The organism is Streptosporangium sp. NPDC000563 (assembly GCF_040299985.1).
Taxonomy (GTDB): domain Bacteria; phylum Actinomycetota; class Actinomycetes; order Streptosporangiales; family Streptosporangiaceae; genus Streptosporangium.
Genome location: NZ_JBEPDA010000001.1, coordinates 1,557,291 through 1,575,257 on the forward strand (window position 1 = coordinate 1,557,291; position 17,967 = coordinate 1,575,257).

The 17,967-nt window shown below is 70.3% G+C and carries 16 protein-coding genes and 1 tRNA gene; 15 read left to right on the top strand and 2 right to left on the bottom strand.

Annotated elements, in window-relative coordinates; all coding sequences use genetic code 11:
- Positions 1-145 precede the first annotated feature (145 nt).
- From ABT352_RS07420 to ABT352_RS07430, 3 genes are all read left to right on the top strand, one after another.
- The gene (locus ABT352_RS07420; protein WP_350943243.1) at positions 146-2,278 is read left to right on the top strand and encodes an ATP-binding protein; all 2,133 of its coding nucleotides are present in this window, start codon (positions 146-148) and stop codon (positions 2,276-2,278) included.
- Positions 2,279-2,494: 216 nt separating this feature from the next.
- Entirely contained in the window at positions 2,495-3,067 is a 573-nt protein-coding gene (locus ABT352_RS07425; RefSeq protein ID WP_350943244.1) for an RNA polymerase sigma factor, read from the top strand.
- Complete coding sequence (locus ABT352_RS07430; protein WP_350943245.1) at positions 3,054-3,962, top strand: hypothetical protein; 909 nt, start codon at positions 3,054-3,056, stop codon at positions 3,960-3,962. Before ABT352_RS07425 ends, ABT352_RS07430 begins: the two co-directional genes overlap by 14 nt.
- Before the next feature lie 184 nt (positions 3,963-4,146).
- On the opposite strand, the gene ABT352_RS07435 is transcribed toward ABT352_RS07430, so the two are convergent.
- A complete protein-coding gene (locus tag ABT352_RS07435; protein WP_350943246.1) occupies positions 4,147-5,166 on the bottom strand; it encodes an adenosine deaminase in 1,020 nt (339 codons plus the stop codon).
- Positions 5,167-5,627: 461 nt separating this feature from the next.
- Between ABT352_RS07435 and ABT352_RS07440 the strand changes: the two genes are divergently transcribed.
- Together ABT352_RS07440 and ABT352_RS07445 are read left to right on the top strand one after the other, a co-directional pair.
- The gene (locus ABT352_RS07440) at positions 5,628-7,745 is read left to right on the top strand and encodes an ATP-binding protein (protein WP_350943247.1); all 2,118 of its coding nucleotides are present in this window, start codon (positions 5,628-5,630) and stop codon (positions 7,743-7,745) included.
- A gap of 26 nt (positions 7,746-7,771) precedes the next feature.
- A complete protein-coding gene (locus tag ABT352_RS07445; RefSeq protein WP_350943249.1) occupies positions 7,772-9,781 on the top strand; it encodes an ATP-binding protein in 2,010 nt (669 codons plus the stop codon).
- A gap of 184 nt (positions 9,782-9,965) precedes the next feature.
- On the opposite strand, the gene ABT352_RS07450 is transcribed toward ABT352_RS07445, so the two are convergent.
- Positions 9,966-11,171 carry a pyridoxal phosphate-dependent aminotransferase gene (locus ABT352_RS07450; protein WP_350943251.1) on the bottom strand — a complete coding sequence of 402 codons (1,206 nt, stop codon included), beginning with the start codon at positions 11,169-11,171 and terminating at the stop codon, positions 9,966-9,968.
- Positions 11,172-11,424: 253 nt separating this feature from the next.
- On the opposite strand from ABT352_RS07450, the gene ABT352_RS07455 reads away from it, so the two are divergent.
- The 10 genes from ABT352_RS07455 to ABT352_RS07500 all read left to right on the top strand — a co-directional run bounded on the left by ABT352_RS07455 (position 11,425) and on the right by ABT352_RS07500 (position 17,953).
- Positions 11,425-11,497: transfer RNA gene (locus ABT352_RS07455), tRNA-Trp, on the top strand.
- A 75-nt stretch (positions 11,498-11,572) separates the two neighbouring features.
- Positions 11,573-11,821: a preprotein translocase subunit SecE gene (gene secE / locus ABT352_RS07460; RefSeq protein WP_329089906.1), complete on the top strand. Its 249-nt coding sequence runs from the start codon at positions 11,573-11,575 to the stop codon at positions 11,819-11,821.
- A gap of 72 nt (positions 11,822-11,893) precedes the next feature.
- Complete coding sequence (gene nusG / locus ABT352_RS07465; RefSeq protein WP_350943252.1) at positions 11,894-12,682, top strand: transcription termination/antitermination protein NusG; 789 nt, start codon at positions 11,894-11,896, stop codon at positions 12,680-12,682.
- Positions 12,683-12,830: 148 nt separating this feature from the next.
- Positions 12,831-13,262, top strand: a complete 432-nt coding sequence (gene rplK / locus ABT352_RS07470) for a 50S ribosomal protein L11 (RefSeq protein ID WP_350943253.1) — start codon at positions 12,831-12,833, stop codon at positions 13,260-13,262.
- 176 nt (positions 13,263-13,438) lie between these two features.
- Positions 13,439-14,152: a 50S ribosomal protein L1 gene (rplA, locus tag ABT352_RS07475; protein ID WP_350943254.1), complete on the top strand. Its 714-nt coding sequence runs from the start codon at positions 13,439-13,441 to the stop codon at positions 14,150-14,152.
- Between the two features lie 156 nt (positions 14,153-14,308).
- Positions 14,309-15,139 (top strand): SCO4651 family lipoprotein, encoded by an 831-nt coding sequence (locus tag ABT352_RS07480; RefSeq protein WP_350943255.1) that lies wholly within the window; start codon positions 14,309-14,311, stop codon positions 15,137-15,139.
- 420 nt (positions 15,140-15,559) lie between these two features.
- Positions 15,560-16,084 carry a 50S ribosomal protein L10 gene (gene rplJ / locus ABT352_RS07485; RefSeq protein ID WP_350943256.1) on the top strand — a complete coding sequence of 175 codons (525 nt, stop codon included), beginning with the start codon at positions 15,560-15,562 and terminating at the stop codon, positions 16,082-16,084.
- A gap of 84 nt (positions 16,085-16,168) precedes the next feature.
- Positions 16,169-16,555 (top strand): 50S ribosomal protein L7/L12, encoded by a 387-nt coding sequence (rplL, locus tag ABT352_RS07490; RefSeq protein ID WP_350943257.1) that lies wholly within the window; start codon positions 16,169-16,171, stop codon positions 16,553-16,555.
- 418 nt (positions 16,556-16,973) lie between these two features.
- Positions 16,974-17,432 (top strand): Rv1363c family protein, encoded by a 459-nt coding sequence (locus tag ABT352_RS07495; RefSeq protein ID WP_350943258.1) that lies wholly within the window; start codon positions 16,974-16,976, stop codon positions 17,430-17,432.
- A complete protein-coding gene (locus tag ABT352_RS07500) occupies positions 17,429-17,953 on the top strand; it encodes a hypothetical protein (protein WP_350943259.1) in 525 nt (174 codons plus the stop codon). The genes ABT352_RS07495 and ABT352_RS07500 overlap by 4 nt, the downstream gene beginning before the upstream one ends.
- The last annotated feature ends 14 nt before the right edge of the window (positions 17,954-17,967 follow it).

The following is a 17,967-nucleotide window of genomic DNA, read 5'->3' on the forward strand; positions in this document are numbered from 1 at the left end:
GTCGAACGGGGGGAAGTTCGACCTCGACCCGGCGGTGAGATTTGCACCGCAGGACAAAGAAACCCTCCTGGGAAATGGGCGGCCGACCCGTTCGTGATGTGGAAACGGTGCGATTCCCGGTGAGTGGAGAAAGGAGCGCGAATCAATGGAACAGACCCGGTGGTGGCGCGGGAACCTGCCCGCGGAGACGAACGACCTCATCGGCAGGGAAGGCGAGGTGCGGCGGCTGCTGAAACTCCTGGCCGACACTCCGCTGGTCACGGTCACCGGTGTCGGCGGCATCGGCAAGTCACGAATCGCGGTCAGGGCCGCGCGGGAGCGGGAGGAACACCACCCGGACGGCACCTGGCTGGTGGAGCTCTCCGGCGAGCGCGACGGCGATCTGCTCGCCCACACGGTCGCGGCGGTCCTGGGCCTTCCCGAGCGGTCCGCGCGGTCACAGGCCGAGACGCTCGTCGAGTTCCTCGCCGGCAGGAGACTCCTGCTGATCCTCGACGCCTGCGAGCATCTCCTGCCCGCCTGCCGCGCCCTCGTGAGGGAGATCCTGGCGGGGGCGCCCGGCGTACGGATCGTCACCACCTCTCGTCGGCCTCTCGGGCTTCCCCAGGAGGCGCTGCTCCCCGTCGGGCCCTTCGAGGCACCCGCCCCGGGGCCTCCCGTCCGATGGCCGGAGGGCGCCGTCCCGGAAGGCGCCCTCTTGGAAGGCGCGGGGGCGGACGACGCGTTGCGGCTCTTTCTCGACCGGGCCAGGAGCGTGGTTCCCGGCCTGGAGACGACCGAGGCCGGTGTGGCGGCCGCGGCCAGGATCTGCCGGCGGCTGGACGGCGTACCGCTCGCCGTCGAGCTGGCCGCCGGAGGGCTGGGATCCCTGCCGGTGGAGCGGCTCGCCGATCACCTGGAGGACCACTTCGAGATCCCCCACGGCAGGACACCGGCCCCCCGCCACCGAATCGTGCGCGCGGCGATCAGCTGGAGCCACGAGCTTTGCGACCCGCGGGAACGCCTGCTCTGGGCGCGGCTCTCGGTCTTCGCGGGAGACTTCGACGTGGCCGCCGCCGAGTGGGTGTGCGGCGACGACCCGCTGAGCGGCGTACCGGACCTGCTGGAGAGCCTGGAGCGGAGGTTCCTCCTGGTCCCCGTGCCCGGAGGCTACCGGCAGCCCTCCACGGTGCGGGAGTACGGCAGGGAACGGCTCGCCCTGCTCGGTGAGGAGGCCCGGCTGACGCGGCGGCACCGCTACCACTACCTCGAGCTGGCGCGCAGGGCCGAGGCCGACTGGTACGGCCCCGGGCAGGAGGAGTGGGCGGCGAGGCTCGCCTTCTCCATGACCGACCTCCGCCTCGCCCTCGACCCCGCCTCCCCGACCTCCGTCGAACTCGCGGGAACGCTCTGGATCCTCTGGTTCTGCCTGGGACGGCTGAACGAGGGCCGCCACCACATGGCGAGGGCGATCGAGGCGGCCCCCGTCACCGATCCCGGGCTGCCCAGGCTCCTGTGGGCCGACGGCTGCGTGGCCATCGCCCAGGGCGAGCCGGAGGTGGGCCGTCGTCGCGCGGAGGCGGCGCTGTCGGCGGCCCTCGACTGGGGCGACTACGCGGCGGCCGGGCACGCTCAGCTCAGGCTGGCCAGCAGCTCCCTGTGCGCCGGCGCCCTGGAGGACGTCGAGCCCCGCGTCGAGCTCGTCCGCGAGTACTTCCGCCGTGCCGAGGCCGCCACCGTGAGCGAACCCCTCGCCCTGGTGACCGCGGCGACGGCGGTCACCTGGCGTGGAGAGTTCGCCAGGGCCGTCTCCGTGCTCAAGGAGGCGCAGCGGCTCTGCGACGCGCGCGGCGAGCGCTGGGCCCGCGCCTGTGGCGACTACGTCCTGTCCATCGCGCAGCTGGGTCTTGGACGGGTGGACGAGGCCGCGGAGGCCGCCCGGCAGTCGCTCGACGTCAAGTGGCGCCTGCGCGACGCCACCGGCGTGGCGCTCGCGGTCGACCAGCTCGCGGTGATCGCCGCGGTCGAGGGCGACGGCCGGCGTACGGCGAGGCTCCAGGGAGCGGGGGTACGGCTGTGGGCCACCTTCGGGCTCCAGGGTTTCGGCTCCGAGGGCATGTCCGAGCCGAGGACCGTCGCCGAGCGGACGGCCAGGCAACTGCTCGGAGACGAGACCTACGACGCGGTCTTCGCCGAGGGTTACCAGGCCGACCCGGAGGAGGCCGTCGCCTATGCCCTCCACAGAGACGAGGCCGTCGCCCATGCCCTGCACGGCAAGGTCCTCCGAGAGCTCCTCTGAAAGGCCCGCTGAAAGGTCCTGCGAGAGGCCCTCGCCCCGGTGCCTTCCGCCGCTGTCGGCCACCGTGCCCTCCGGATGTCCTCCGAATCCGAAGAGGCCACTCTCGGCCCCGTCCTCCGAATCCAAAGGGAGCACCCCGGCGGACGGGATCACGGTCTCGCCCACGAGCGCGAGGCTTCACGAGGAGAAGGGGCTTTCGCGAAGGGCTCGGATGCGGTGGAATCTCTCCCAACATTCGCGAAGGAGCCCCCGACGGACGACGATGAGGCGATCACCCGATCGCTCGCCGGTGACCTGGACGCCTACGAGGTGCTGGTCGCCCGTTACAGCGTGCTCGCGCACCGCACCGCGGCCATGCTCGGCGCCGCCGACGAGGCCGAGGACGTGGTCCAGGAGGCGTTCGTCAAGGCGTACCGTCATCTCGCCTCCTTTCGCAGGGACGCGCACTTCCGCCCCTGGCTGCTGCGGATCGTGGCCAACGAGACGCACAACCTGACCCGCTCCCGTGGACGCCGCGACAGGCTGACCGTGCGGCTCACCGAGGTCGTTCCCCCGCCGGGCGAGGGACCCGAGGAGGCGGCGGTCGCGACCGACTTGAGGGCGCGGCTCCTCGACGCGGTGCGTACGCTGCCCGAACGGGAACGCGAGAGCGTGGTCTGCCGGTACTTCCTACAGCTGTCGGAGGCCGAGACCGCCCAGGTGCTCGATCTTCCCGTCGGTACCGTCAAGTCGCGGACCTCCCGCGGCCTGGCCCGTCTGCGTGAGGAGGTGGCCCGTGACCTCACCTGACGACCTCGAAGCCCGGCTCCTCGCCCTCGGGGAGTCCATCGACGTCCCCTCCCCGCCCCCGGACGACGTCGCGCGGGCCGTACGAGCCCGGCTTCGATCACAACTCGCCCCCGCCGCGTCGGCGCCGGACTCCGGGACGCCCGATCCCGAGGCGCCCGCCGCTCCTGGAAGCCCTGTTCCCGAGAGTCCCGTTCCCGAGGCACCCGCCGTCCCCGGAAGCCCTGTTCCCGAGACGCGGACCCCCGAGGCGCCCGCCGTTCCCGGAGGTCCCCGCGTGCTCAGGCGCGCGTGGGAGACGCTGCGAGACGGAGGGCGGGTACGGCGGCGGGCGGTGGTCGCCGCCGTCGCGATCCTCACGGCCCTCCTCCTGGGGGCGACACCCGCTGGAAGGGCCGCGGTCGCGGAGATCCTGCGCTTCGCGGGGGTCGAGCTCAGGATCGGCGGCCCCGGGCCGCTGCCGTCCGGGGTGCCCCAGCCGCTGCCCGGTGAGCGCCGGGTCACCCTGGAACAGGCGAGGGAGCAGGTGGCGTTCCCCGTCTCCGTCCCGGCCGCGCTCGGCGATCCCGCCGAGGTGAGGGTGAGCGACGGAGGCCGGGTGGTGTCGCTGTTCTGGCCCGGCGTCAGGCTGGACGAGTACGACGGCAGCCTCCACCTCGTCTTCAGAAAGGAACTGGGCCCGCCCTGGCCGGAGGACGCAGGTGTGGGTGCGGTGAAGGCACAGTGGATCCCGGCCCACCACGGCCTGACCTACCTGCCCAGGAGCGGAGGGAGGGCCGAGGTCCGTCCCCGTCCGGCGGGACCCACCCTCATCTGGCAGCGAGGGCGGGTCGGCCTGCGCCTGGAGGGCGTCGGGGAGCTCGGCCGCGCGCAGGAGATCGCCCGCTCGGTCCGCTGACGCCTTCTCGGGGGTGTGCCGGTGGCCGACGGGGTGCGTGGTACGTCGGGAGTCCACCCGTTCGGCTCGTTGACGTCGGCCGGGCGGGTGCTCGCCCGCTCGATTCTCCGGCGGCGGCGGGGTGTGTCCGAGCGGGAGGCTCTCCGGCGTCGGCCGGATGCGTCGGAGGGGGAGGCGCGTCCGTTCAGCCCGATGACGCCAGCCAGTCGTCGATCCCCTGGAGGAGCTTCTTGCGCACGTCGTCCGGGGCCGCCGAAGCCCGCACCGACTGGCGGGCCAGCTCGGCCAGCTCCGGGTCGGAGAAGCCGTACACCTGCCTGGCGAGCTCGTACTGGGGCAGCAGCCTGGCACCGAACAGCAGCGGGTCGTCGGCGCCCAGCGCGATCGGCACCCCCGCCTCGAACAGGCGCCGCAGCGGTACGTCCTCGGCGCGCTCGGCCACCCCGAGGCCGACGTTGGACGTCGGGCAGACCTCGCACGTGATCCCCCGGGCCGCGAGGCGCTCCATGAGCCTCGGCGACTCGGCCGCCCGCACCCCGTGCCCGACCCGGTCGGCGTCCAGCACGTCGACGCACTCGGCCACGCTGGCCGCGCCCAGCAGTTCCCCGCCGTGCGGTACGGCGAGCAACCCGGCGCGCTTGGCCAGCCGGAAGGCTCCGTCGAAGTCGCGGGCCCGGCCGCGTCGCTCGTCGTTGGAGAGCCCGAACCCGACCACGCCCTCGTCCATGTGGTGCGTGGCGAGGCGGGCGAGGGTCTTGGCGTCGAGAGGGTGGCGGGTACGGTTCGCCGCCACCACGACGGCGATCCCTATCCCCGCGTGGTCCGCCGCCCTGCGGGTCGCGTCGAGCATCAGCTCCATCGCCGAGGTGAGACCGCCGAACTTCGACGCGTACCCCGACGGGTCGATCTGGATCTCCAGCCAGCCCGATCCCTCGGCGGCCTCGTCCTCGGCGGCCTCGCGCAGCAGCCGGTAGACATCGCTCTCCCGCTGCAGCACCGAGCGCGCGATGTCGTACAGCCGCTGGAAGCGGAACCAGCCTCGCTCGTCGGTCGCGCGCAGCCGGGGCGGCCAGTCCTCCTCGAGCGCGTCGGGAAGGTGTAACCCGTGCTCGCGGGCGAGCTCGACGAGGGTCGAGTGCCGCATGGAGCCGGTGAAGTGCAGGTGCAGGTGCGCCTTGGGCAGTTCGCTGAGGGGACGTGGCATTTCAATATGGTGCCGTACCTTCGGGGGCGCCGATCGACGACCCCGATGTTTTTGGCGCGATCTGAAGGTCCGTTCACGTCCCGGGGAGGGGGAAGATCGCCGCGCGGAGGCCCGGGGGAGGGCGGTGAGCTCGACGCGGGCGGCGGGCCGGGTACGCTCACGCTCGTGTGGACGGAGCACGGGAGCCTCGCCGTCGAGATCGTCACGGGCACCGCGCGTGCGGGCAGGCCCGCTGAACAGGGCCGGAACCCCGCTCGCCTTTCCCGACATTTCCCGCGACTTTTCCCGATTGGTTATTTATAGGGTTTTATGTGTTATTTCGGGCAGGCGTTGCGGGGGCACGGCACACCCGCCCATATCCCATCCCCCGTTATATCGAGGAAATTTAGGAAACGGGCTTTCAGCGGACCATGTCGCCGTGCGACCGTGGAGGCACACATTGTCAGGACGCTGGGGCTGCCATGGAAGCGGATGTCTTCGTCGGCAGGGAGACAGAACTCGCAGACGTATCCGCACTGCTCGAAAGGGTCCGGCACGTCACGTTGACCGGCCCCGCGGGGGTCGGGAAGACCTGTCTCGCCCTGCGGCTCGCCCGCACCCTCGAACCCGCGTTCCCCGGCGGCGTCCACATCGTGGAGCTGTCGGAGGCGCCCGCCGACCTCGACTCCCTGACCGAGACGCTCGCGGACGCGATCGGTGCCCGCCGCGGGCCGGGCACCCCCACGCTGCGGGCCCTGGTGGACGAGTTCCTCACGCGCCGGACCCTGCTCGTCCTCGACACCTGTGACCGCGTCGTCGGCGCGACGGGCATCCTGGTCGGCCTGCTGCTGCGCTCGGTCGAGGGACTGCGCGTCCTGACCACCAGCAGACAGCGGCTCGGCCTGCCCGGTGAGCACCTTTACCCGGTCGGCGGCCTGCCGGACGCCGACGCCGTCCAGCTGATCACCGCCCTCGCCGGTGGCAGGTTCGGCGGCACGGATCCGGCCGAGCTCTGCAAGCGCCTCGACAACCTGCCGCTCGCGATCCGGCTCGCCGTGGCCGAGGGCACCCCCGGCGGTCTCGGCACCCTCGACGTGCTCGCCGCCACCCTCGACGGCCGCCCGATCTCCACCGCGGGGATCACCGCCTTCGACGGTCACGTCACCTCGCCGGACGAGCTCGCCGCGTCCCTCGAAGGCCGTACGGTCCCCGCGGCCGAACGCGAGATCCACGCCGTCGGATTCGGCGCCGCCCCGCCCGCGCGGGCCGCCGCTCCCCGGCGGCACAGCTCCATGCGCGTCGCCCTCGGCTGGAGCCACGAACTGTGCACCCCCGCCGAACGCCTGCTGTGGGCGCGGGCCTCGGTCTTCGCGGGCACCTTCGACATCGAGGCCGCCGAGGAGGTCTGCGCCGGCGGCGCCCTCGCGGCCAAGGACGTCCTCGACGGGCTGCTCGGCCTGCTCGACAAATCGGTCCTCGTCCGCGAGGAGGGCGAGGGCGGGGTCCGCTATCGCCTGCTCAACACCGTCCGCGAGTTCGGGGTGGTCTGGCTCGACCGGCTCGGCGAGACCGACGAGATCCAGCGCCGCCACCGCGACCACTTCCTCGCCCTGTCCGCCCGCGCCGAGATGAGCTGGCAGGGCCGCCAGCTCGAGTGGTACCGCAGGCTGGTCCTCGAATGCGGCAACATGCGTGGCGCCATCGAATACTGCTACTCCCGGCCACCGGAATACCGCAGGGGACTCGACCTCGTCGGCAACCTGTGGTTCCTGTGGGCGTGCTGCGGCATGCAGGCACCCGGTGACGACCTCCTCCAGCGCGGCCTCGACCTCGATCACACCCCCAGCCCCGAACGGGTCAAGGCGCTCTGGGTGCACGCCTGGGTCTCGATCCAGCGCGGTGACCTCGAACGCGCCGAACGCATCCTCACCGAATGCGCCGCCGAGGACGCCGACGGCTACGCCACGGCCTACGTCAGCCAGTTCCAGGCCCACCTGGCCGTGGTCAAGGGCGATGTGGTCGAGGCCCTGAGGCTCATCAAGCACGCCAGGGTGCGCCACCGCTCAACCGGCAACGTCTTCCCGGGCTTCCTGCCCACCTACACCGTGGTCGCCACCGCGATGATGCTCGCCGACCACCATGAGCAGGCCGTCTCCGTCCTGCGCGAGGGACGCGAGCTCTGCGAGTCCTGCGGCGACTACTGGACCCTCATCCGCCTGGACCTCCTCCTGGCCCAGGCCGAGCACTCCCTGGGCAACACCGTCTCCGCGCTCGACTCCGCCTGCGGCTCCCTGCGCGGGGCCCGCCTGTTCGGCGACAGCATCTCCCTGATGGAGGCACTGGAGGTGTTCGTCGTGATCGCCGAGGCGTGCTCCGACGACACCTTCGCCGCCACCATGTTCGGAGCCTCCCGCGCCGCGTGGCGGAGCGCCGACGTGCCGCCCAGCCGTTCACCCGTGATCGCGACGCAGCTGCGCACGGCCGAGCTGAGGCTGCGCGGGCGCATGGGCAGGACGGAGTTCGAGCGGCTGGAGGCGCGGGGAAGTTCGATCAACCTGCGCGACGCCGTGGAACACGCACTCCAGGGGGAGCTTTCTTGACGCGCTGCGGCAACCTGCCGGCCGAGATGAACAGTTTCGTCGGCCGCACCACCGAGCTCGACGAGATCGCGAAACTCCTCACCAGGACACGCCTGCTCACCCTGCGCGGCCCCGGGGGCGTCGGCAAGACGCGTCTGGCCCTGCGGGCCGCGAGGAACGTCCGTGACGACTACCCCGACGGCGTCTGGGTGGCCGAGCTCTCCGCCGAGACCGACGGCGACCTGCTCATCCACGGCGTCGCCGGACTTTTCGGCCTGCACACCCCGGCCGAACGTCCCGCCCTGGACTCCCTCGTCGAGCATCTCGTCGACCGGCGGCTCCTCATCGTCCTCGACACCTGCGAGCACCTGGTCGACTCCTGCGCCGCCCTGGTCGTGGCCCTCCTGACCGGCGCGCCCGACGTTCAGATCATCGTGACCAGCCGCCAGGAGCTCGGCCTGCCGCTGGAGGTCGTCATGCTCGTCGAACCCTTCCCCGTCCCCCCGCCCGAGACCGCCGATCTCGCGGACCACGACGCGCCGAGCCTCTTCCTCGACCGCGCCAGGGCCGTGGCCCCCGGATTCCGTACGGACGAGCGGGCCATGATGGCCGTCGCCAGGCTCTGCCGCAGGCTCGACGGCATGCCGCTCGCCATCGAGCTGGCCGCCAGCCAGATGCGCGGCCTGTCGGCGACCCAGCTCGCCGACCAGCTCGACGTCCACTTCAAGCCGCTGACCGACGGCGAGGGACTCCCCGTCCGCCACCACACGCTCCGCACCGCCGCCGGCTGGAGCCACGAGCTGTGCACCCCCGCCGAACGTCTGCTCTGGGCCCGCCTGTCGGTCTTTCCCGCGGCGTTCGACGCCGAGGCGGCGCGTGGCGTGTGCGAGGACGAGCGCCTGCCCGACGTCCCCGGCGCACTCGCCGCGCTCGTGGCCAAATCCGTCGTCGCGCGCGTGGGTGACCGCTACCGCCTGCTCGACACCATCAGGGACTACGGGCGCGACTGGCTCGACGAGCTGGGCGAAGGCGCCCTGATGATCCGCAGGCATCGCGATCACTACCTGTCCACCGCCCGGCGCATGGACGCCGAATGGTACGGCCCCCGCCAGCTCGAATGGACCTGCTGGGCGCACCGGGAACTGCCCGACATCCGCGCGGCCCTCGACCGCTGTCTCGGCGCGGGCGACCACCGCGGCGCTCTGGAGCTGGCAGGAGCCCTGTGGGTGCTCTGGTGCCGGCTGGGGTTCGTCAGGGAGGGCCGCCACTATCTCGGCCGCGCCCTGTCCGCCGTCCCCGCCCCCGACAGGGCGAGGTCCAGGCCGCTGTGGGTCGTCGCCCATCTCGCGCTCATCCAGGGCGACATGTCCCTGGCGCGCGACCGGGCGGAGGAGGCCGTCGAGAGCGCCCAGCGGTACGGTGACGGCGACGCCGAGGCACACGCCCTTCTCGCCCTCGCGCAAACCCGCCTGTTCACCGGAGACCTGGATCGAGAGGACGCGCGGGCGTACGCGCTGCGCGTGGCCGACGGACTGGGCCCCACCTCGCAGGGAACGTTCTTCCTGCCCTCCTTCCTCGCCCTGGCCGCCACCTTCCGCGGCGACTTCGACGAGGCGGTGAGGATCCTGCGCGAGGCGCGTCCGGGCCACGAGGCGCGAGGGGAGCTGTCACAGCGCGCCACGGACGACTACGTCCTCTCCCTCGCCCTTTTCGGCCGGGGTGACCTCGCGGAGGCCTCAGCGGCGGCCAGGGCCTCCCTGGAGGCCAAACGACGGCTGCGGGACACGGTCGGCAGCGCTCTCGCCATCGACCAGCTCGCCAGGATCGCCGCCACCGAGGGCGACGGCGGACGCGCGGCCTGGCTCCTGGGGGCCGCGCAACGTATCCGGACCACCTTCGGGCCCCCCGGCGCCGGGGCCCACACCATGGCCGCGCTCCGCGAGGCCGCCGGTGCCCGCGCCACGTGCCTGATCGGCGAGACCGCCTACGCGCGGGCCTTCGACGAGGGCTCGGCCGCCCACCTCGAGGCCGCCGTGGCCTACGCCCTGCGGGACTGAGCCCCGCCCGGCGCGTACGGAGGGCGGGTTCGACCGGCGGGGGAGCCGTCCTGATCGGCGGTCCCCGCGGGAAACCCCGCGCCCGGCGGGGAACCGGTCACGCTCGGCGGGCCCGGCAGGGAGGCCGTCCTGATCGGCGGGCCCTGCCGGGGACCCGGCGCGCCGGGCGGTCAGGCCGTCGCGTTCAGCCGGCCTGGCCGAGGAACTTGGCGAGGCGGCTCACGCCCTCGACGAGGTCGTCGTCGCCGAGCGCGTAGGACAGGCGGAAGTATCCCGGGGTGCCGAAGGCCTCACCGGGGACGACCGCCACCTCGGCCTCCTCCAGGACGATCTCGGCCAGCTCGGCGGAGGTCGCCGGGCGCCTGCCGCCGAACTCCTTGCCCAGGAGCGCCTTGACCGAGGGATAGGCGTAGAACGCGCCCAGCGGCTCGGGGCAGACCACGCCCGGGATCTCGTTGAGCATCCTGACGATGGTCCGGCGGCGCCGGTCGAAGGCGGCGCGCATCTCCGCCACCGCCGACAGGTCGCCGGTGACGGCGGCCAGCGCGGCGGCCTGGGCGACGTTGGAGACGTTGGAGGTGGCGTGCGACTGCAGGTTGGTGGCGGCCTTGACGACGTCCTTGGGACCGATCAGCCAGCCCACGCGCCAGCCGGTCATCGCGTAGGTCTTGGCGACGCCGTTCAGGACCACCACCTTGTCGCCCAGCTCCGGGACCACGGTGGCGATGCTCGCGAACGTCGCGTCGCCGTACGTGAGGTGCTCGTAGATCTCGTCCGTGACGACCCACAGATCGTGCTCGGCGGCCCAGCGGCCGATCTCCGCGACCTGCTCGGGGGTGTACACCGCGCCGGTCGGGTTGGACGGGGAGACGAAGAGCAGGACCTTGGTGCGGTCGGTGCGCGCCGCCTCCAGCTGCTCCACGCTCGCCAGGTAGCCGGTGGTCTCGTCGGTCACCACGTCGACCTGGACGCCGCCGGCGAGCTTGATCGCCTCGGGGTAGGTCGTCCAGTACGGGGCCACGACCAGGACCTCGTCACCCGGGTCGAGCAGGGTGGCGAACGCCTCGTAGACGGCCTGCTTGCCACCGTTGGTGATCAGGACCTGGGCCGCGTCCACCCGGTAGCCGGAGTCGCGGAGCGTCTTGTCGGCGACGGCCTGCTTCAGTTCGGGAAGGCCACCGGCCGGGGTGTACTTGTGGAACCTGGGGTTCCTGCACGCCTCGACGGCCGCCTCGACGATGTAGCCGGGGGTCGCGAAGTCCGGCTCACCGGCGCCGAAGCCGATGACCGGGCGGCCCGCCGCCTTCATTGCCTTGGCCTTGGCGTCCACGGCGAGCGTGGCGGACTCGGAGATCGCGGAGATGCGCGCTGAGATGCGAGGACGGGTCATACCTCCATGGTTACAGACCTGTGCCGATGTTTCCGCCGCGTATCCACCATGCGGACGTCTTCCCGGGAGCCGCCTGAGCATCGGCGACGGCTTCTGAGCTGGACGATCGCCCGTCGGCGTCCTCCGGTTCGACGTGGTGGCCATTCACCCGTAGACTCCGGCATGGTCTTTCCGCCGTATGCGTGAACCGGCGGTCAAGACCGTGAGCCACGGACAAACTTCGGTCCAACCGATGTATGGTGGTTCATGTCTTAGGGCACTAGCGCAATTGGTAGCGCACCGGTCTCCAAAACCGGCGGTTGGGGGTTCGAGTCCCTCGTGCCCTGCTAGGAGCGGTCCGCGCATCAGGCGTCCAGCGCGCCGCTTATGTGCGTTGGACTCGATGGATTCAGGTGAGGACTGTGGCGATCGACACGCGCGGCGAAACCGCAGACAAGCCGAGCGGTGAGAAGAAGACCAAGCGCACTTCTCCCGCCCTTTTCTACCGGCAGGTAGTCGCCGAGCTGCGTAAGGTCATCTGGCCTACGCGCAAAGACCTTATTTCGTACACCATCATCGTCCTGGTCTTCGTTCTGATCATGGTCGGGATCGTGTCGGCTTTGGACGCGCTGTTCACCGAGGGCGTGCTGAGAATCTTCGGCGGAGCCTGAGCCGCGGTCTCCGGCGGGCGGATAGCCTCGCCGATGAGTCCACAAGCCATCGAAGAAAAGAGATAGAGCACCGTGTCCGAGTCTGCACAGTCGGCCGGCGAGCCCCGCGAAGAGCGCGAGGACGAGCTGGAGAAGGCCGTCGACGTCACCGAGGATTCGCTTGACGAGTCCGACGGGCGGGATGTCGACGCCGAGACCGACACCGACGCCGAGGGTGAGGCCGAGCAGGCCCCGGTCGGCGCCGTCGACGAGGACGGTGACGTCCTCCCCGACGTCGACCCGGTCGAGGAGTTCAAGCGGCACCTGCGGAGCCTGTTCGGCGAGTGGTACGTCATCCACTCCTACGCCGGTTACGAGAACCGCGTGAAGTCGAACATCGAGACCCGCACGCAGTCCCTCAACATGGAGGACTACATCTTCCAGGTCGAGGTGCCCACCCACCACGTGACCGAGATCAAGAGCGGCAAGCGCCAGCTGGTCAAGGAGCGGGTGCTGCCCGGATACGTCCTGGTCCGGATGGAGCTCACCGACGAGTCCTGGTCCGCGGTGCGTAACACCCCCGGTGTGACCGGTTTCGTGGGCCTCTCCAACAAGCCGAGCCCGCTGAGCCTCGAAGAGGTCGCCAAGCTGCTCGCGCCGGAGCCCTCGGAAGAGGTGAAGAAGTCCACCGCGAAGGCCTCCGCCGCGACGGTCGACTTCGAGGTCGGCGAGTCCGTCACCGTCATGGACGGCCCGTTCGCCACGCTGCCCGCCACGGTGAGCGAGATCAGCGCCGAGTCGCAGAAGCTCAAGGTGCTCGTGTCGATCTTCGGTCGTGAGACCCCGGTCGAGCTCTCGTTCAACCAGGTCTCGAAAATCTAAACCGGTCGCGTAGACTTCACCAGTCTGCCCCGCGGTCGCGGGGATGGTTCCTTCTTCACTCCGGCCGAAATTCAGCCGCCGGAGTGGGCCCCGCCTGCGCGGGGCCGGCAGGAACATCGTTCAGAGAAGCAAGGACCCGGAGAGAAGCATGCCTCCTAAGAAGAAGCTCGCAGCCTTGGTCAAGGTCCAGCTCCCCGCTGGCCAGGCCACGCCCGCGCCGCCGGTCGGTACCGCCCTCGGCCCGCACGGCGTCAACATCATGGAATTCGTGAAGCAGTACAACGCTGCCACCGAGGCCCAGCGCGGCAACATCATCCCCGTTGAGATCACCATCTACGAGGACCGCACCTTCACCTTCATCACGAAGACGCCCCCGGCGCCTGAGCTGATCAAGAAGGCCGCCGGTGTCGCCAAGGGTTCGGCCGTCCCGCAGAAGGACAAGGTGGGCAAGCTCACCAAGGAGCAGCTGCGCCAGATCGCCGAGACCAAGATGCAGGACCTCAACGCCAACGACATCGCGGCGGCCGAGAAGATCATCGCCGGCACCGCCCGGTCGATGGGCATCACGATCACCGACTAGCCGAAACGGCTGACCGGGCCCCGCGGGCACGAGCGCGAGAGCATGATCCGCGCGACCGTCGAGGGGCCGAACAACGGGCGGAGCACGAGCGACGTCCGGCAGGAAAATTTCGAAGTAAGTGGAGGGGCCAGGCGCTGGCCCGCACCACGAACACTCGGATCCACAGGAGTGATCACATGAAGCGCAGCAAGGGATTCCGCGCCGCGGCGGCGCAGGTCGACCGCGAGACCCTGTACACCCCGGCGCAGGCGGCCAAGCTGGCCAAGGACACCAACGTCGCCAAGTTCGACGCCACCGTCGAGGTGGCCCTGCGGCTGGGCGTCGACCCTCGCAAGGCCGACCAGATGGTCCGCGGCACCGTCAACCTCCCGCACGGCACCGGCAAGACCGCCCGGGTCCTGGTCTTCGCGACCGGTGACCGTGCCGAGGAGGCCCGCGCCGCGGGCGCCGACATCGTCGGTGCCGACGAGCTGATCGACGAGGTCGCCAAGGGCCGCCTCGACTTCGACGCCGTCGTCGCCACCCCGGACCTCATGGGCAAGGTCGGTCGTCTGGGCCGCGTGCTCGGCCCCCGTGGCCTGATGCCGAACCCCAAGACCGGCACCGTGACCCCGGCCGTCGGCAAGGCCGTCACCGACATCAAGGGCGGCAAGATCGAGTTCCGTGTCGACCGGCACGCGAACCTGCACTTCATCATCGGCAAGGTGTCCTTCGGTGAGCGCCAGCTCATCGAGAACTACGCCGCCGCCCTCGAAGAGGTGCTGCGTCTCAAGCCGTCCGCGGCGAAGGGACGCTACGTCAAGAAGGTCGTCTTCTCCACGTCGATGGGCCCCGGCATCCAGGTCGACCCCAACCAGACGCGGGCGCTGACCGCCGAGCTCGACGCCTGATGGCAGCCTGATAGCAGACGTCTTCTGAGGAAGGCCTCAACCGAATGGCCATTCGGTTGAGGCCTTTCTTCGTTCTCCCGGACGACGCGCCCGGCTTTGCCGACGCGTAGTGTCGTTGTCATGGATCACCGGGGGAACGAAAGGGTGGAGACGAAAATGCGCCGATTGGCTCCCACAGTCGCACTGGGAGCGGCCGCGCTCATCGCGGTCGCGGGATGCGGTGCGCAGGGCACCGGCTCCCTCGGAAACGTCAAACTCGCCGCGGCGGACGCGGTGCAGCAGAGTGCTCAGAAGGCCGAGGAGGTCACCTCCTACTCCGCGGACGTGGTTCTCGACGCCACCGGTGGGGAGAAGGGGGCGGGCAAGGTCCAGGGCAGCATGCTCTACCAGAGCAAGCCCCAGCTGGCGACGGACATCAGGCTCGACACGATCACCTTCGGCGGTCAGAACGTGCCCGGCGGAGCACGGGCCATCCTGTCGGGTGACACGGTCTACGTGAAGTCCGAGCTCATCAACAGGGTCGCCGGCACCAGCAAGCCGTGGACCAAGGTGTCGCTCAGCGAGCTCGACGCCAAGGGGCAGTCCGAGATCAGGAAGTTCATGGACCAGGCGCAGCAGTTCGACCTGGCGGGCACCGTGAAGCTGCTGACCGCGTCCAAGGACGTCAAAGCGGTCGGCACCGAGACGGTCGGTGGGGTCGACACGACCCACTACAGCGGCACCTTCCCGGTCGCCGAGGCCGCCCAGCTGATCGACCCGGCCAAGCGTGAGAAGCTTCAGGAGCAGCTCTCGCAGGCCAAGGACGTGAAGTTCGACCTCTGGGCCGACGCCCAGAGCCTGCCCCGCAAGGTCACGCTCAGCGGCTCCGAGAAGGACGCGTCGTTCAACCTGACGGCGCTCTTCAAGGGGTTCAACGAGCCCGTGGAGATCACGGCCCCGCCCGCCGACCAGGTGGGTGACCTGCCCGAGCACCGCGGCGGAAACTGACGTTTCCCGGAAGTCCACGCCCTCGGCCCACCGGCCGGGGGCGTGAGCCTTTTCCGTGCCCCTTTGCCGGGGAGGGCTCCTCCCGGGCGTCCCGGCCTGTTCTCGGCGCCCGTGGCGGGACAGGCTCCGGGGACGACGCCGGGAGGGGGCAAAAGCGTGTTTTTCCGGCTTACCGCGCTGAGGTGGCGCCGAGTTGGCATTCGTGGCGTCAGCGCGTAAGCTGTCAACGCCGAAGACCGCCGGTCGTCGTCAAGCCGCATGGCTTGATGACTTAAGGATCCACGTCAGTGGACGGCCCGCGTAGGTTGTGATGTGAGTTTTCATCTGGACTAACCTCCTTATGTGAGCCCCGTGCGCCTGCGCCGGGGCTTGTTCGCTTTTCTGGGCCCTTGCCCCGGCGGCACATCTGGAAGGAGGCCCATGGCGAAGGCAGAAAAGGCAACGGCTGTCGCTGAGCTGAAGAGCAGCTTCGACGGCTCCAATGCTGCCGTTCTGACCGAATACCGCGGTCTCACCGTCGCCCAGCTCAAGCAGCTGCGCGTTTCTCTCGGTGAGAATGCGAAGTTCGCCGTGGTGAAGAACACGCTGACCAAGATCGCGGCCACTGAGGCCGGGTTCAACCAGCTCAACGACCTGCTCGCGGGTCCGTCGGCGATCGCGTTCGTCAACGGCGACGTGGTCGAGGCTGCCAAGAGTCTGCGTGACTTCGCCAAGGCCAATCCCCTCCTGGTCATCAAGGGCGGTGTCGTCGACGGCAGGTCGATGACGCCGGACGAGATCAGCAAGCTTGCCGACCTTGAGTCGCGCGAGGTTCTCCTCGCGAAGCTGGCCGGTGCCCTGAAGGCGAAGCAGGGCCACGCGGCCGCCGTCTTCAATGCGCTGCCCACCAACATGGCTCAGCTGGCCGAGGCCCTGCGCGCCAAGCGCGAAGGCGCCGGCGAGTAGGTCCGCGCAGGCGGTCACAGGGGATTAACGCAAACCGCGGTCCCGACTTTCTTTAGTAGTTCAGATCCGTATGGAGGAACCATCATGGCGAAGCTCAGCACCGACGAGCTGCTCGACGCTTTCAAGGAGATGACTCTTCTTGAGCTGTCCGACTTCGTGAAGCTCTTCGAGGAGACCTTCGACGTCAAGGCCGCTGCCCCCGTCGCCGTCGCCGCCGCCGCCCCCGGTGCGGCCGCCGTCGAAGAGGTCGAGGAGCAGGACGAGTTCGAGGTCGTCCTCGAGGCCGCCGGCGACAAGAAGATCCAGGTCATCAAGGAGATCCGCGCCCTGACGAGCCTGGGCCTCAAGGAGGCCAAGGACCTCGTTGACGGCGCTCCCAAGTCCGTCTTCGACGGCAAGGTCAACAAGGAGCAGGCCGAGAAGGCCAAGGCCGCCCTTGAGGGCGCCGGCGCCTCGGTGACCGTCAAGTAGTTCGTTTCATCGAGAAGAGCGGGTCCACCTGGTGCCGGTGGCCCGCTCTTCTCGTGTTTCCGCCCCCCCGCGACCCGTGCCCGGGCCCCGGGTGAGAGGGGCGGGCGGCGGCCGGCCGGGATGCGCGTCGACGGCGGGGGAGGGCCATCCTCACCGGGCCGGACGCCTCGTCGTCTCGGGGCCGGGGTGAATGGGTGGGCGAAATGGCCCGGGGCATGTGGGCGAAGGCCGTTATGCGGATCTGCGCGGCGGGTTATGATCCGGCGATCGGGGAGCGCACCGTCCGGCGCGGTGCGACGGTCGCGCTCACCGGCCCGCGTTCCGCAGACCGTGCGATGGGAGAGAACGCATGGCAGTGCACGCCACTCGTTCCCGTCGCTCACGCCGCTCCCGTCGCCCTCTCAGGATCCTGGGGCCGATGCTGGGAGTTTTGATCGTGGCGCTGCTCGTCGCCGCGTTCTGGATCGGTGCCGCCCTGCGCGACGCCCAGACGGCCGCTGACGACCGGCAGGCCGCGTTGAGGGCGGCGGGGGCCCACGCCCTGCATCTGCTCTCCGTCGGCTACCGGAGCGTCGACGAGGACATCGAACGCATCCTCGACACCTCCACGGGTGTGGCCAGGGCCGAGTACGCCAGGACCGCCGCGGAGCTCAAGAGGAGCACGGTGAAGGACAAGATCCTCCAGACGGGTGCGCTGCGGGCCTCGGGGCTGGTCTCGTTGAAGGGGAGCACGGCCCAGGTGATGGTGGTGGGCGACGCGGTGATCCGGCGGGACGGGAGCAAGGACGCCCCGCAGGAGCGGTTCTACCGGTGGAACATGGAAGTGACCAAGGTCGGGGGATCGTGGCTCGTGTCCCAGGCGGAGCTGGTGCTGTGAGACATGCCTCCCGGCTGGCGATCGGACTCATGGTCGCCGTCGCGCTCGCGCTCGCGGCGGCCGTCTGGATCATGTTCACCGACCTGAGCCGGCTGCGCGCGGACGAGACGGCGGGCCGGGAGGCGCTCGCCGCGGCCCGTTCGGTCGCCCCCGACATGCTGTCGTATGACTATCGTACGATCGAACAGGATTTCGCAAGAGCGAGCGAATACACCGTCGGGGCGCTCAGTCTGCACTACCGGCAGCTGGCCAGGAGCATCGCTCCACAGGCCAGGAGACAGAAGACGGTGCAGCAGGCCACGGTGACCGGGGCCGGGGTCGAGTCGGTGGAGTCGGGAGGTTCCGGCCGGGTCGAGGTGCTGCTCTTCATGAGCATGAGCACGGTCAGGACCCCCGAGGGGGAGAAGGAGCCACGCCGGGTCGTCAGCCAGAACCGGGCCAGATTCATCATGATCAAAAAGGATTCCCGGTGGCTGGTCTCGGAGCTGTCCACCCTGCTCGGAGACCCTCCGCCCCCCTGATCGGCGCGTCGCTT

Excerpts from the sequence above, each read along its gene's own strand:
- ABT352_RS07420 (WP_350943243.1), top strand. The coding sequence starts at position 146 with ATGGAACAGACCCGGTGGTGGCGCGGGAACCTGCCCGCGGAGACGAAC.
- ABT352_RS07435 (WP_350943246.1), bottom strand. The coding sequence starts at position 5,166 with ATGCCACGTCCCCTCAGCGAACTGCCCAAGGCGCACCTGCACCTGCAC.
- ABT352_RS07440 (WP_350943247.1), top strand. The coding sequence starts at position 5,628 with ATGGAAGCGGATGTCTTCGTCGGCAGGGAGACAGAACTCGCAGACGTA.
- ABT352_RS07445 (WP_350943249.1), top strand. The coding sequence starts at position 7,772 with ATGAACAGTTTCGTCGGCCGCACCACCGAGCTCGACGAGATCGCGAAA.
- ABT352_RS07450 (WP_350943251.1), bottom strand. The coding sequence starts at position 11,171 with ATGACCCGTCCTCGCATCTCAGCGCGCATCTCCGCGATCTCCGAGTCC.
- rplK (WP_350943253.1), top strand. The coding sequence starts at position 12,831 with ATGCCTCCTAAGAAGAAGCTCGCAGCCTTGGTCAAGGTCCAGCTCCCC.
- rplA (WP_350943254.1), top strand. The coding sequence starts at position 13,439 with ATGAAGCGCAGCAAGGGATTCCGCGCCGCGGCGGCGCAGGTCGACCGC.
- ABT352_RS07480 (WP_350943255.1), top strand. The coding sequence starts at position 14,309 with ATGCGCCGATTGGCTCCCACAGTCGCACTGGGAGCGGCCGCGCTCATC.
- rplJ (WP_350943256.1), top strand. The coding sequence starts at position 15,560 with ATGGCGAAGGCAGAAAAGGCAACGGCTGTCGCTGAGCTGAAGAGCAGC.
- rplL (WP_350943257.1), top strand. The coding sequence starts at position 16,169 with ATGGCGAAGCTCAGCACCGACGAGCTGCTCGACGCTTTCAAGGAGATG.
- ABT352_RS07495 (WP_350943258.1), top strand. The coding sequence starts at position 16,974 with ATGCTGGGAGTTTTGATCGTGGCGCTGCTCGTCGCCGCGTTCTGGATC.